This is a genomic window from Hoyosella levis (assembly GCF_026008515.1).
GTDB classification, from domain to species: domain Bacteria; phylum Actinomycetota; class Actinomycetes; order Mycobacteriales; family Mycobacteriaceae; genus Lolliginicoccus; species Lolliginicoccus levis.
This window is the reverse complement of the sequence record NZ_BQYM01000003.1, coordinates 162,678-174,608: the sequence shown is the minus strand read 5'-3', so window position 1 is coordinate 174,608 and position 11,931 is coordinate 162,678. Positions and strand designations below refer to the sequence as shown.

14 protein-coding genes are annotated in these 11,931 nt (G+C 65.6%); 10 read left to right on the top strand and 4 right to left on the bottom strand.

All coding sequences use genetic code 11. The annotated features are described in order from the left end of the window. Positions 1–77: 77 nt before the first annotated feature. Positions 78–1,010, top strand: a complete 933-nt coding sequence (locus tag QC765_RS04835) for an alpha/beta fold hydrolase (RefSeq protein WP_278313291.1) — start codon at positions 78–80, stop codon at positions 1,008–1,010. Between the two features lie 7 nt (positions 1,011–1,017). Here the strand turns inward: QC765_RS04835 and QC765_RS04830 are convergent, their stop codons facing one another. After that, positions 1,018–1,326 (bottom strand): hypothetical protein, encoded by a 309-nt coding sequence (locus QC765_RS04830; protein ID WP_278313290.1) that lies wholly within the window; start codon positions 1,324–1,326, stop codon positions 1,018–1,020. Positions 1,327–1,427: 101 nt separating this feature from the next. Between QC765_RS04830 and QC765_RS04825 the strand changes: the two genes are divergently transcribed. The 3 genes from QC765_RS04825 to QC765_RS04815 all read left to right on the top strand — a co-directional run bounded on the left by QC765_RS04825 (position 1,428) and on the right by QC765_RS04815 (position 4,479). After that, positions 1,428–2,573 carry a cystathionine gamma-synthase gene (locus tag QC765_RS04825; RefSeq protein WP_278313289.1) on the top strand — a complete coding sequence of 382 codons (1,146 nt, stop codon included), beginning with the start codon at positions 1,428–1,430 and terminating at the stop codon, positions 2,571–2,573. A 199-nt stretch (positions 2,574–2,772) separates the two neighbouring features. Continuing rightward, positions 2,773–3,333 carry an NADPH-dependent FMN reductase gene (locus QC765_RS04820; protein WP_278313288.1) on the top strand — a complete coding sequence of 187 codons (561 nt, stop codon included), beginning with the start codon at positions 2,773–2,775 and terminating at the stop codon, positions 3,331–3,333. A gap of 225 nt (positions 3,334–3,558) precedes the next feature. Next, positions 3,559–4,479 carry an exonuclease domain-containing protein gene (locus QC765_RS04815; protein ID WP_278313287.1) on the top strand — a complete coding sequence of 307 codons (921 nt, stop codon included), beginning with the start codon at positions 3,559–3,561 and terminating at the stop codon, positions 4,477–4,479. A gap of 51 nt (positions 4,480–4,530) precedes the next feature. Here QC765_RS04815 and QC765_RS04810 read toward each other — a convergent pair whose 3' ends face one another. Continuing rightward, positions 4,531–5,115 carry a TetR/AcrR family transcriptional regulator gene (locus tag QC765_RS04810; RefSeq protein ID WP_278313286.1) on the bottom strand — a complete coding sequence of 195 codons (585 nt, stop codon included), beginning with the start codon at positions 5,113–5,115 and terminating at the stop codon, positions 4,531–4,533. Positions 5,116–5,211: 96 nt separating this feature from the next. Between QC765_RS04810 and QC765_RS04805 the strand changes: the two genes are divergently transcribed. Genes QC765_RS04805 through QC765_RS04795 form a run of 3 tightly spaced genes read left to right on the top strand, consistent with a single transcriptional unit; the run spans position 5,212 to position 8,127 of the window. After that, a complete protein-coding gene (locus QC765_RS04805; RefSeq protein ID WP_278313285.1) occupies positions 5,212–6,441 on the top strand; it encodes an NADH:flavin oxidoreductase/NADH oxidase family protein in 1,230 nt (409 codons plus the stop codon). A gap of 28 nt (positions 6,442–6,469) precedes the next feature. After that, a complete protein-coding gene (locus QC765_RS04800) occupies positions 6,470–6,958 on the top strand; it encodes an SRPBCC family protein (protein ID WP_278313284.1) in 489 nt (162 codons plus the stop codon). A gap of 53 nt (positions 6,959–7,011) precedes the next feature. Next, the gene (locus tag QC765_RS04795) at positions 7,012–8,127 is read left to right on the top strand and encodes a DUF6670 family protein (protein WP_278313283.1); all 1,116 of its coding nucleotides are present in this window, start codon (positions 7,012–7,014) and stop codon (positions 8,125–8,127) included. A gap of 371 nt (positions 8,128–8,498) precedes the next feature. Here QC765_RS04795 and greA read toward each other — a convergent pair whose 3' ends face one another. Continuing rightward, complete coding sequence (greA, locus tag QC765_RS04790; protein WP_278313282.1) at positions 8,499–8,993, bottom strand: transcription elongation factor GreA; 495 nt, start codon at positions 8,991–8,993, stop codon at positions 8,499–8,501. 390 nt (positions 8,994–9,383) lie between these two features. On the opposite strand from greA, the gene QC765_RS04785 reads away from it, so the two are divergent. Next, positions 9,384–9,725 (top strand): hypothetical protein, encoded by a 342-nt coding sequence (locus tag QC765_RS04785; RefSeq protein WP_278313281.1) that lies wholly within the window; start codon positions 9,384–9,386, stop codon positions 9,723–9,725. 292 nt (positions 9,726–10,017) lie between these two features. On the opposite strand, the gene QC765_RS04780 is transcribed toward QC765_RS04785, so the two are convergent. Continuing rightward, the gene (locus tag QC765_RS04780; protein ID WP_278313280.1) at positions 10,018–10,455 is read right to left on the bottom strand and encodes a DUF4307 domain-containing protein; all 438 of its coding nucleotides are present in this window, start codon (positions 10,453–10,455) and stop codon (positions 10,018–10,020) included. Between the two features lie 291 nt (positions 10,456–10,746). Between QC765_RS04780 and mca the strand changes: the two genes are divergently transcribed. Together mca and QC765_RS04770 are read left to right on the top strand one after the other, a co-directional pair. Beyond that, positions 10,747–11,619, top strand: a complete 873-nt coding sequence (gene mca, locus QC765_RS04775; protein WP_278313395.1) for a mycothiol conjugate amidase Mca — start codon at positions 10,747–10,749, stop codon at positions 11,617–11,619. Between the two features lie 47 nt (positions 11,620–11,666). Then, positions 11,667–11,915 carry a hypothetical protein gene (locus QC765_RS04770; protein WP_278313394.1) on the top strand — a complete coding sequence of 83 codons (249 nt, stop codon included), beginning with the start codon at positions 11,667–11,669 and terminating at the stop codon, positions 11,913–11,915. The last annotated feature ends 16 nt before the right edge of the window (positions 11,916–11,931 follow it).

Genomic DNA, 11,931 nt, shown 5'->3' with positions numbered 1-11,931 from the left:
GGGCGATCGGCGCCGGGGCGATCGGAGCCGGGGCGATCGGCGCCAGGCAACCGGCACGTTCCTGGCATGCTGGGCACGTGGCCGAGAACCTGACCATCCCGCTGCCCGGTCGAACCATCGCCGCGCAGGCATGGGGACCCCTCGACGGACCGATCGCGCTCCTGCTGCACGGCTTCCCCGACTCTCCCCGCACCTGGCGCCACCTCGGGCCCACGCTCGCAGAGCATGGATGGCGCGCCATCGCCCCCGCCAACCGGGGATACGCGCCCACCGGCCCCGCGCCTGATGGCGACTACGAGCTCGCCGCCCTCGTCCGCGACATCCTCGACATTCACGACGCCCTCGCCGCAGGTTCCACCGCCCAGCGAAAGACCCTGCTCATCGGCCATGACTGGGGATCAATGATGGCCTCGGGCGCAGCCAGCCTCGCCCCCGAGCGATTCGATGCGGCGATACTTCTCGCCGTGCCGCCTCTGCCCGCGCTCCTCGCCCAGGCATGGCCGCCGCGACATCTCGCGCGCAATGCAGCGATGTGGCTGCGCCAGGCGCCGCGCAGTTGGTACATGCTTGCCGCGCAGGCACCGCTCGAGCGCATCCCCGGGCTCGGCCACAGGTTCATCACCGGCATCTGGGCACGCTGGGCGTCCGGATACGATCACGCCGCAGATCTCTCGGCGGCCCAGGAGGCATTGCCCGACGCCGATCATGTTCGTGCCGCGCTCGGCTACTACCGCGCGATGTGGAATCCACTTCGCTGGAGCGCAGGCCGCGCGAAAGACCGGCACCGCATCTACCGCAAGCACCGGGTGCCCATTCTCTACCTGCACGGCGAGCGCGATACCTGCGTCAGCGCCGAGCTCGGCGCGTCCACCGACCAACTCCCTGCCGGCAGCGAGGCGCACGCGCTCGCCGGTCTCGGGCACTTCCTGCACCTCGAGGATCCCGAAGGCGTCAACGCCACTATCGTGCGGTTCATCGATGCCTTGCCCGAGGGAGGCCCGGACCGCTAGGGCCAAGCTAGCCGGTCAGGACGCTGCCTGCCATCGACATGACGACAAGCAGGATCACCAGCAGGAACCAGACCGCACCGAACCAGCGGCGCCACTCGATGCCGTCGCGCCAGCACCACAGGGTGAAGGCCGCGGCACCCGCTACGCCGAGAAAAATGATCCCCACGGGCGCGAACAGGATGATGCTCCGCTGCGTGCCCGCGCAGGATTCAGTGATCGCGCAACCTTCGGGGATCGTCACCGCCGCTCCGACCAGCACCCCGATCGCGGCGAGGATCACAATGCCCACATAGATCGCGATATTGCGCATTTGCACGGGATCACCTCGGCAGCGTTGGCTTGTCCCCGCCGAGGTTACCCCGCTACCGGGAAAGCCGTGCTCGATATTTGTCGTGCCCCCGCATTAGGCTGTCACGCATGAGTGAGCAGCACGGGTTCTCGACGACGGCGATCCACGCGGGCTTCGACCCCGACCCGCAGACCGGTGTGGTGAACGTACCGATCTATGCAAGTTCCACGTTCGCCCAGGACGGCGTCGGCGGGATGCGCGGCGGTTTCGAGTACGCGCGCACCGGCAACCCGACGCGGCAGGCGCTCGAGGCCAACATGGCGGCGATCGAGCAGGGTACTCACGGTCGCGCGTTCTCCTCGGGCATGGCTGCCACCGACGCGGTGCTGCGGGCTGCGCTGCGCCCTGGCGATCACCTGGTTATCCCCAATGATGCGTACGGCGGCACCTACCGGCTGATCGACAAGGTCTTCACCCAGTGGGGCATCTCCTACACGCCTGCGCCGATCACTGACCTCGATGCGATCCGCGCGGCGATCCGCCCCGAGACCAAGCTCGTGTGGATCGAGACCCCGACGAACCCGCTGCTCAATGTGGGCGACATCGCTGCCATCGCCGAGATCGCCCATGAGGCCGGTGCGAAGCTGGTGGTGGACAACACCTTCGCTTCCCCGTACCTGCAGCAGCCGCTCACCCTGGGTGCCGATGTGGTGCTGCACTCGACGACCAAGTACCTCGGCGGGCATTCCGATGTGGTCGGCGGTGCGATCGTGACTCGTGACGCGCAGTTCGATGCCGATGTCGCGTTCCTCCAGAACGGTGCAGGCGGCGTGCCGGGGCCCTTCGACGTGTTCCTGACGATGCGCGGCATCAAGACCCTCGCGGTGCGCATGGACCGGCACAGTGACAACGCCGAGAAGGTCGTGGACTTCCTCTCCGGGCACAGTGCCGTCAGCAGCGTGCTCTACCCAGGCTTGCCCGAGCATCCAGGCCACGAGGTCGCGGCCAAGCAGATGCGGCGCTTCGGCGGCATGATCTCCGTCCGGCTGAATGGTGGCCGCCAGGCCGCGCTCGACCTGTGCTCCCGCACCAAGGTCTTCACCCTCGCTGAGTCCCTCGGCGGAGTCGAGTCCCTCATCGAGCATCCCGGTGCCATGACGCACGCCTCCACCGCCGGCTCCGTGCTCGAGGTGCCCGAGGATCTCGTGCGCCTGTCCGTCGGCATCGAGGACTCCAGCGATCTCCTCGCCGATCTCGAGCAAGCACTGGGGTAGAGGCTGCCGGCGCGGCCGCGAGAGTGCTAGCCCCAGAGCCGCCGCGAGAGTGCGAACAACGACAGCTCACCGCACGGAACTTGTCGCTTTTCGCACACTCGTTGCTGTCGAGCCGGCACACGCTCGGCGCACCTGACCGTGCGCTGCGTCTAGCGGGCACGCTCGCCGGTGGGGACGGTGGGGCACTAGGGTCATGGTCATGGCAGGCGAGATTCTCTTCATCATTGGCAGTGCCCGGCCCGTGCGGGTAGGCGGACAGCTCGGCAAGGCGATCCTCGACCAGATCCCGAGCACGGATGGCCCAGAGGTCCGGGTCGCGGATCTGCGCGAGATCGCCCTGCCCATCCTCGACGAGCCGCGCATGGCGGCTACCGGGGACTACCGGCATGAGCACACGCGGAACTGGGCGCGCATGGTGGGGGAGGCCGCCGCGATCGTGGTGCTCACTCCCGAGTACAACTGGGGCTACCCGGCGTCGGTGAAGAACGCGATCGACTACCTCTACGCCGAGTGGAAGGACAAGCCGGGCCTGCTCATCAGCTACGGCGGAGGCGGCGGCAAGCGTTCCTACGAGCAGCTCAAGCAGGTGCTCGGCCGGGTCGGGGTGAACCTCGTCGAGACACCGGTGAACATCCCGCTACGAGGCGAGTATGGCGAAGATGACCAGCTTTCTGACCCCGCCCGCGTGGTGGCGGACAACGCCGAGGCGCTGGGCAAGGCCTGGCAGGAGCTTCTCGGCATGATCAGCAACGAGAACTAGCCGCAGGCAAGCTCGGCGCGGGAATTGTCAGCGCTGTCCGCTAGTGTCATGGCACGCGAGGTAGATGGGAGAACGGAGAGCGTCATGGCGGCAGCGCGACGGTCTGAACCGCAGCAGGGATCGTTGTTCGACGAACCCCTCCCAGAAGCTGAGGAAACCGCGGTGATCCGCCGTGCGGCCCCGGTTCGCAGTAGCACGCAAGCACCGAGTTTTGTGGCGTTCGATGTGGAGACCGCAAACGGCGCGTGGGGCAGCATCTGCGCGCTCGGCTTCGCGGTCGTGCACAACGGAATTGTCACCCATTCCGAGAGCTTACTCTGCCAGCCGCCGCGCGGGCTCGACCATTTTGATCCGGGCAATATCGAGATCCACGGCATCACCCCCGATGATGTCGCTCGCCAGCCTTCGTTCGTGGAGCGCATGGAGCAGTTCCGCGACGTGATCGGCGATCGCCAGGTGGTATGCCACAACGCGCGATTCGACATGACGGCACTGCGCGAGGCATGCGCTGCCTCGGAGATCGGAGTCCCGGAGATCTCGTTCGGCTGCACGCTGGTGTGGTCGCGCATCGATCTGCCCGGGCTGGTCAACTACAAGCTGCCCACGATCGCCAAGCATGTTGGTGTGCCGCTCGATCAGCACCATGATGCTGCCGCGGATGCGCTCGCCGCTGCCGGTATCGCGCTGCAGCTCACCCAGGCGCGCAAGTCCCGGGATCTCGCGGCCTATGCCAAGGCAACCGATACGGTCCTGGGGTCGCTTTCCCCGCATGGGCTGACGCTGTGCGCATCAACTCGACCGAGTTATTCCTGGCAGGGGCATCAGCCGAGCCGCAAGGCCAGTGAGATGCCCCAGCCGAACCCGGCCGCTGACCCAGGTCATCCCCTCCACGGACAGATCGTCGTGGTCACCGGCGAGTTCTCCCGATGCAGCCGCGAAGCCTTGTGGGACATGGTCGCCGAGCGTGGCGGCAAGCCGGAGCTGAACGTCACCCGGCGCACCACCATGTTGATCAAGGGAACCTGGGTGGACGCGAACGGATCGCCCATCGAGACGAGCAAGGAGCGCAAGGCGCGCGAGCACATTGCCGCCGGTCGGCCCCTCAGCATCATCGACGAGAGCCAGCTGGCCGAACTGCTGGATTGACGGAGTGCCGCCAGCAATGCGAAGCCTCCGGTGGCTTGAGCGCCGAACCGATTATGAGCATGGCCGCAGCATCCAGTCGAAGGTGAGTGCGAAGAACGCGTCGACGGGTTCTGTGCTTCTGGACGCTCGGGCACGAAGCAGGGCACCTTCCCAGGCATTGAGCAGGAAATGCGCCGTAGCGTTGGTGTCGATGTCCCGCGAGATCTCGCCTGCTTGACGTGCACTCTCGAGGACCATGGCAATCAACGTGACCCAGCCAGAGAAGGCCTGGTCAAGTGTCGTCCGGAGTGCGTCGCTATGGTCGGCGACTTCTGTGGACAAGTTGCCAAGGAAACAACCGCGGGTCATGCCAGAGTCCTCGAAACGCCGCCGTAGCTCATCGAAATGCGCGCGCAATCGCGCAACGGCTGACTCGATACTCGAATCGACCAGGACGGGCACGGGGCTCTCGGCGATGTACTGGTGGATCGCGGCGACCGCGAGCGCTTCCTTCGACGCGTAGTGGTTGTAGAAAGAACCCTTGGGCACGCCCGCGGAGCTTGTGATCTCCTGCACCCCAGTGGCGTGGTATCCGTGCTCATGAAACCGGGTAAGGCCTGCCGTGAGCAGACGTTCTGCAATGTTTCGCTGTGCCATGTCTTTCCTTGAATATGACCGGTCGTCTTGACACAGCGTAGCACTAGGCTGTCTACTCAGTGAGATGACCAGTCGTCTCAACCTTGGGAGCAGCACATGCTGAACACCGTCGCCCCTCTGGCCCAACCTCTGACCCTGCAGAACGGAGTCGTGCTCAAGAACCGGATCGTGAAGTCGGCGATGTCCGAGTGCCTCGGCGACTTCGGGCTCTCGCCCACGCAGGGCCACGTGCGGCTCTATCAGCGGTGGGCCAACTCTGGAGCCTCAGTGCTCATCACCGGCAACATCATGGTCGACCGGACTGCGATCGGCGAAGTAGGCAACGTGGTGGTCGATGATGAGCGCGACCTCGCGTTGTTGAGCGAGTGGGCGACCGCGGCCAAATCATCCGGCTCACAGGTATGGGCGCAGATCAATCACCCCGGCAGGCAGATTCCAGCGAATCTCAATATGCGACCGGTCGCGCCTTCGGCAGTCCGCCTCACTGGCAGCGCCGGGCTGTACCTCACGCCTCGTGAATTGACCGACAGCGAGATCGTAGGTCTTGTCGCCAAGTTCGCCGAGACAGCGCGCGTTCTCGTCTCGGCAGGATTCGACGGAATCGAGATCCACGCCGCCCACGGGTATCTGATCAGTCAGTTCCTTTCGCCCGCCACCAATCGGCGCACCGACCGCTGGGGCGGGGATGCGCGCAACCGGCGTAGATTCCTGCTGGAGGTCGTGCGCGCGGCGCGCGCGGCGATTGGACCGTCGGCGACCCTGGCGGTAAAGCTCAACTCGGCCGACTTCCAGTCGGGCGGCTTCGACGAGGACGAGGCCGCCGAAGTGGCGCGCGCGCTCGATGCCGAATCGATCGATGTGCTCGAGATCTCCGGTGGCACCTACGAAACGGTCGCGTTCATGGGGGTCGCCGAGGCCAAGTCCAGTACGCGGAAGCGGGAAGCGTACTTCCTTGACTTCGCGGAGCGGATTCGTTCCGAGGTCTCCACACCACTTCTGCTCACCGGCGGTTTCCGCACCGCGGAGGGCATGAGCGCGGCCATCGAGTCCAACGCGGTCGATCTTGCCGGGGTTGCTCGCCCGCTCGCCCTTGTTCCGGACTTTCCCAACCGGCTCCTCGATGGAGACGCACCGAGAAGCATCGCCCGGCAACGCAACACCGGCATCAAGCAGATTGACGGTCTCGGAAACATCGTCTGGCACACCACCCAGCTCTGGCGACTGGGCGAGGGCAAGGATCCCGCGCCCGACCGCAGCCCCTACATCACGATGGCCCACTACCTCTCCCGCACGGTGCCATACATCCTGCGCCGACTGATTCCCTGACAACTCGCCCAATGAAAGGTCCGCAAGCATGCCATGGTTCCCGATGGAGCGCGTCGCCGATCTGTCGTACTTCGACACCGCCGCGCACACACTGCGATACGACCTTGACCTGACCGTGGAGGCCGACCGCATCTGGTCGGGCCTCGTTGCTGACCGCCCGCTCGCTTGGTGCCAGATGCTCAGCGGCGGATACACCAGTTCCCGGCCGTTCGGTGTAGGCACGACACGTACGGTGACCGTCGGCAAGGTTCTGACCCTGCGCGAGCAGTTCTTCTCCTGGGACTCCGACACCCGCCGTCACGCGTTCTTCGTCGAGGCGTCGAGCCTCCCGGTGTTCCGGTCGTTCGCCGAGAGCTACGCGGTGACCCCCACACCCGATGGGTGCCGCTTCACCTGGCAATTCGCGTTCGAGCCACGGAACGGCATGCGGTTGCCCCTCGCCGTCGCGCAACCCCTCACTCGGAGGATCCTGTTCGACGGGTTCATCCGAGACACCACGCGACACTTCTCGCGATAACCACGTCTCACCCATGCAGCCCTGTTGCAGCAGTGAAGAAGAAAGCACCCCATATGCCTATCCAGGATACAAATAAGCAAGAGCCGCAAGCGGTCATGCTGGACCCCGCCGCGGATCTGGGCATTGGCAAGAACATCATCGCGAAGATTGCCCCACACGTCATCGGGGTCGTCGGGCGTGATTTTCCTGCTGATACCGCTCTCCCGGCATTCACCCCGCCGTCGCAAAGCCGCTTCGGCCAGGGCGTGGCGCACTACGGGATCATGATTCCGGACCTTCCAGCACCGCATCACTTCATGGCGAACATGACCATCATCGGCTACACCGGGTTCCGCGCGTGGGACGTCGACTTCGCGCTCCGCGGCCGGCACCGCGACACCGCGACGGTCGGCCATGGCACAGCGGCAACGACTCACGACCCGTTCAGCATCCACGGGCGCGACGACACCGAATTCGCGCCCGGTGGCTCAATGCTGCGGTTCGGTCCGGACTACATCATCTCCGGCACCTATCCGAGCTTCCGGCTCCAGAGCGCACGCCCAGGCTTCGAAACCGATCTCGAGATCACCGCCACAGGCGATGTCACGTGGTTCACCAAACGGCCGTACTACACGCACCTCGCGTTGCTCAGTCGCTATCGTGGCACCCTCACCCACAATGGCCACCGCACCGAAGTATCCGGGCTCTGCTCGTTCGAGTACGGCAAGGGGCATTTCCCGACGATGATCCTCGATAAGCCCCTGCCAGCCAAGCTCAAGGCGCCGTTCGACTTCTTCACCTACCACGTGCTCAATCTCGATGAGAGCACCCAGCTGCTCCTCGTCGGGACCGGCATCGGATCCGATGTTCCCCTCGCCCTGTTCGCGACCGAGTGCACCGCCAATAGCGGTCCACAACGGATCGGCCACTCGGTTCGCTTCGAGGTCACGAGGTTCCAGGGCGAGCCCATTATCGGGCCAGACGGTGAATCGATGGCCATGCCGGCGGCGTTCACCTGGACGATCCGCGATGGCAACCGGGTCGTCAGCACAATCAACGGAACAGTCGACACCCAGTGGCTCTACGCCGGCGTCAACAGCATCGCCGGCTACGTCTACACTGCCGACCACAAGGGCCGCACCATCACCGGACGCGGCTACATCGAGTACTCCGACCGACGGCCACGCTGAGAACCTGGTACCGGAGCCGGACAAGGAACGCAGTGCGCCAGGCGATCCCGTGCCCATGCCCATGGGCGGATTCCAGGGATCGAGGCATCAGCGTGGGTCAGTAGGGTGCCCTTGGGAAAATACTGGCGCAGCAGCCCGTCGGACTCCTCGTGCTCGCCCGCTGCCAGTGGATGCGGGATCGCGGAAGCAGGATTCGATCCCCGTCGGCGCGGAGATCGCGGTCCGCACGTCCTCGCCGAGCAACCTCGCCGCGATCGGTGCGGGCTCCGCCGCCGCGCTCGGGGCTCAGCAGCGGACTCGCCAGAAGCTGGAGCAAAACGGAAGGGCCCCCAGCAGTGTCTCGCTGGGGGCCCTTGCCGAAATAGCTGGTGTCAGCCGTGATAGGGCTCTGCCTTGGTGAGGGTCACGGTCATGATCTTGCCGTTCGGCAGCTTGTACTCCTTCGTCTCACCGACCTTGGCGTCGATCAATGCCGAGCCAAGGGGGGAGCTGGGGGAGTAGGTCTCGAGCTCATCCGTCGCCGTGCTCTCCTCGCGGGTCGCGATGAGGAACGTCTCGGTATCTGATTCGTCGCCGCCGTAGTAGACCGTGACGACGGATCCGGGAAGAGCAACGCCGGACTGCTTGGGCGCCTGACCGACCTTGGCGTTGTTGAGCAGTTCCTGCAGCTGGCGGATCCGGGCTTCCTGCTGCCCCTGCTCCTCGCGGGCAGCGTGGTATCCGCCATTCTCCCGAAGGTCGCCTTCCTCGCGTCGCGCGTTGATCTCCGCGGCGATCACGGGTCGATTAGCGATGAGCGCCTGGAGTTCACGATCGAGCTTGTCGTACGACTCCTGGGTGAGCCAGCTCGCCTTCGTGTCGGTCATTGTCGATCACTCCTTTATACTGTGGCTGGTGCGCGTGGCACCGAGCCCAAGCCGGGCGGACCGGGAACCATCCACGGTCGCCATGCCATTGGGAACAAGTGCTCCCACATGCGCGTACACGGCCCCACTCAGGGCCGTGCCCATACAGGATACACGTCGTTCGCATGAACAACGGTCTAATGAAACCCGAACCGCGGCTTGCCGAATGCCTGCCCGTCATCGCTCGATCGGGGTCGTTCCGCAGCATATGCCGGATCTGTCGGATTGATGCGATCGGCTTTCGCCCCAGGGCGTTTCGAGCGGAAACAGCTACGGAAGCGTACGCAATCAAGCATTCTGGTCGTCAGTGACGCCCGTCACTGTCCGTTCCTGATCAAGGGAGAACGATCCATGCGAAATGTCGTGCGCGCGGGAATCGCCGCTGTCGCCACCGTTCCGATGATGCTCGCGGCCTCGGGGATGGCCTCGGCCCAGACCGAGTTCGGGGCCACCGCGATGGAACTCGGACCGATCATCATCGTCTCGGTCTCCGGCGCCCAGCCCGAGGCCGAGTGCGTGACCGTGCCGCCGCAGGTGTTCGGCGGCACCGCCGACGCGGATGGTAGCGCCATGCTCGTGCTGCTCGGTGCCACTGACCTGGTTGGCGGAGTGCTCGTCACCTGCACTCCGGGCGCGTTGATCGTCCCGGACATCACTACCGCCGAGGTGGAGTCCGGATCTCTCGAGTCCTGAGCCCTGCTTCGTGGCCCCGTCCGTGCGACCACGGGCGGGGCCACGCGCCTGTGCGGGCAGGGAGGTGGTGGTGTTGCGGAGCGCGCAGCCCCGGAGCGTGGGGATGCGGAGCGCGTGCCTCAGCGGCGTGCCTCAACATCCGCTAGCTGATGTCACGTTCCCGGGCGCGTGTCGCGGCGTGTCATGAGACATTGGCTAGCAGATTTGCGATCGCCCCGCCGAGCGCCGACTCCTAGAGCCCTCGACACCTACAGCCCTCGACACCTAGAGCTCCCGCCCACCTGCAGCCCGACTAGCCCTCCTGGGGCTCGAGGTACGCCGGGACGGCTGCGCCGCAGCCGTAGACCTCGGCCATCCCCGGCGGCTTGGAGGTGATGATGGTCGTCCTGACCTCGACGGCGCTGCTTGTGGAGCCGGGCACGAGGACTTCCCGCCGCCCGGTCTCGGATCCGTCGCGGGACCGGGAGCGCACGATGCACACCACGTCCGCGCCGGGCTCATCGCGAACCACCTTGAACCGCAGCGCGATGGTGCGATCGTCGATGACCTCGTAGCCGAGCGCCTCGGCCTCGATGGGCGTGGACGTGATCGGACGGTAGCCGAGGTAGGCGATCGCGCCGATCCCAATGGCAAAGAGCACTCCGAGGGCGATCACGAGGGAGCGCCTGGTTCGCCCGGGCGCCGCTGCTTCGGGGTATCGCGGGGGCTGGTCATGCTGGGTGCTGGTCAATGCAGTGCTTCCCGTTGGTCGTGCTGGGGTGGTGGATGCGGTGCTGGCCTCCCATGATGCCACCCGCCCCGCGGTCGGTGCCCGGTGCGCTGGGCGATGCGCCGTGGCAAAGCGTCGGTGCCCACACGTATCCTCTTATGGAGCGTGGCGCGCGAGCTGCGCGTGAGTTGCCGTAGTGCCGCTCATGCGGAATCGTGAGACTGCGCGGCAGGCTAGACGTGGGCGCAACCAGGCGGCCCAGGGGTCGCGCGGGGGAGATGCGGAGGAGATTTCGTGGCCGGTTTGAGGCTCATGGCGGTACACGCGCACCCTGATGATGAGGCGAGCAAGGGTGCGGCGACGATGGCCCGCTATGCCAAGGAGGGCCATGACGTCATGGTCGTCACCTTGACGGGTGGCGAGCGGGGCGATGTGCTCAACCCTGCGATGGATATCCCGGGCGTGCTCGAGCGCATCAATGAGGTGCGGCAGGAGGAGATGGCGCAGGCCGCGAAGATCCTGGGCGTTCAGCATCGCTGGCTGGGGTTCATGGATTCGGGCTTGCCGCAGGGCGATCCGTTGCCGCCGCTGCCGGATGATGCGTTCGCGGTGGTGCCGCTGGAGGTGGCTACCGAGGCGCTGGTGCGGGTGGTCCGGGAGTTCAAGCCGCACGTGATGATCACCTATGACGAGAATGGTGGCTATCCGCATCCCGATCACATCATGTGCCACAAGGTGTCGATGGAGGCGTTCGAGGCGGCGGGCGATCTAGCCCGGTTCCCCGAGGCGGGCGAGCCCTGGGAGCCGTCGAAGATCTATTACGTGCATGGCTTCCTCCGCGACCGCATGCAACTGTTCCACGATGATTTCCTCGCCCAAGGCCTCGAGAGCCCGTATACCGAGTGGCTGGAGAACTGGAAGCCCCGGCAGGGCGACATCATGGGCCGCGTGACCACACAGATCACCTGTGGCGATTACTTCCCCTTCCGCGATGACGCGCTGCGTGCCCATGCGACGCAGGTGGATCCGAATGGCCCGTTCTTCGTGGTGCCGCTGGAGATGCAGCAGCGGCTGTGGCCGACCGAGGAGTTCGAGCTTGCTCGGACGAGGATCCGCACCGCCATCCCGGAGACTGATCTGTTCGCCGGCCTCGTTGCCGACGATGATGCGAAGGAGCAGGACTGATCGTGGCCACCCACATTCCTGAAGTCGCGGCCTGGGGTAGCTGGGCGCTGGCCGAGGGTGCCACTTTTCTCGCGCAGAACGGTGTCGAGACAACTGGACCCGAGTTCGGCAAGGCACCGCCAGTAGCGGCGGCCATCATCCTGCTGCTCGGGGTCGGGTTGTTCCTGCTGATCCGGTCGATGAACAAGCATCTGGCGAAACTGCCCGAGACGTTCGAGCGGGACCATCCCGAGCCCGACCAAGCTGTCGACGAGGGTACCGATCGTTCTGCCGTGGAAACGGACCAGCCACAGTGAGCAACGCCGGGGAGCA

What these genes read in the sequence shown, in the direction of transcription:
- QC765_RS04810 (WP_278313286.1), bottom strand. Translation starts at nt 5,115, where the DNA reads ATGGCACAGCGAAACATTGCAGAACGTCTGCTCACGGCAGGCCTTACC.
- greA (WP_278313282.1), bottom strand. Translation starts at nt 8,993, where the DNA reads ATGACCGACACGAAGGCGAGCTGGCTCACCCAGGAGTCGTACGACAAG.
- QC765_RS04825 (WP_278313289.1), top strand. Translation starts at nt 1,428, where the DNA reads ATGAGTGAGCAGCACGGGTTCTCGACGACGGCGATCCACGCGGGCTTC.
- QC765_RS04795 (WP_278313283.1), top strand. Translation starts at nt 7,012, where the DNA reads ATGCCTATCCAGGATACAAATAAGCAAGAGCCGCAAGCGGTCATGCTG.
- QC765_RS04805 (WP_278313285.1), top strand. Translation starts at nt 5,212, where the DNA reads ATGCTGAACACCGTCGCCCCTCTGGCCCAACCTCTGACCCTGCAGAAC.
- mca (WP_278313395.1), top strand. Translation starts at nt 10,747, where the DNA reads ATGGCGGTACACGCGCACCCTGATGATGAGGCGAGCAAGGGTGCGGCG.
- QC765_RS04820 (WP_278313288.1), top strand. Translation starts at nt 2,773, where the DNA reads ATGGCAGGCGAGATTCTCTTCATCATTGGCAGTGCCCGGCCCGTGCGG.
- QC765_RS04800 (WP_278313284.1), top strand. Translation starts at nt 6,470, where the DNA reads ATGCCATGGTTCCCGATGGAGCGCGTCGCCGATCTGTCGTACTTCGAC.
- QC765_RS04785 (WP_278313281.1), top strand. Translation starts at nt 9,384, where the DNA reads ATGCGAAATGTCGTGCGCGCGGGAATCGCCGCTGTCGCCACCGTTCCG.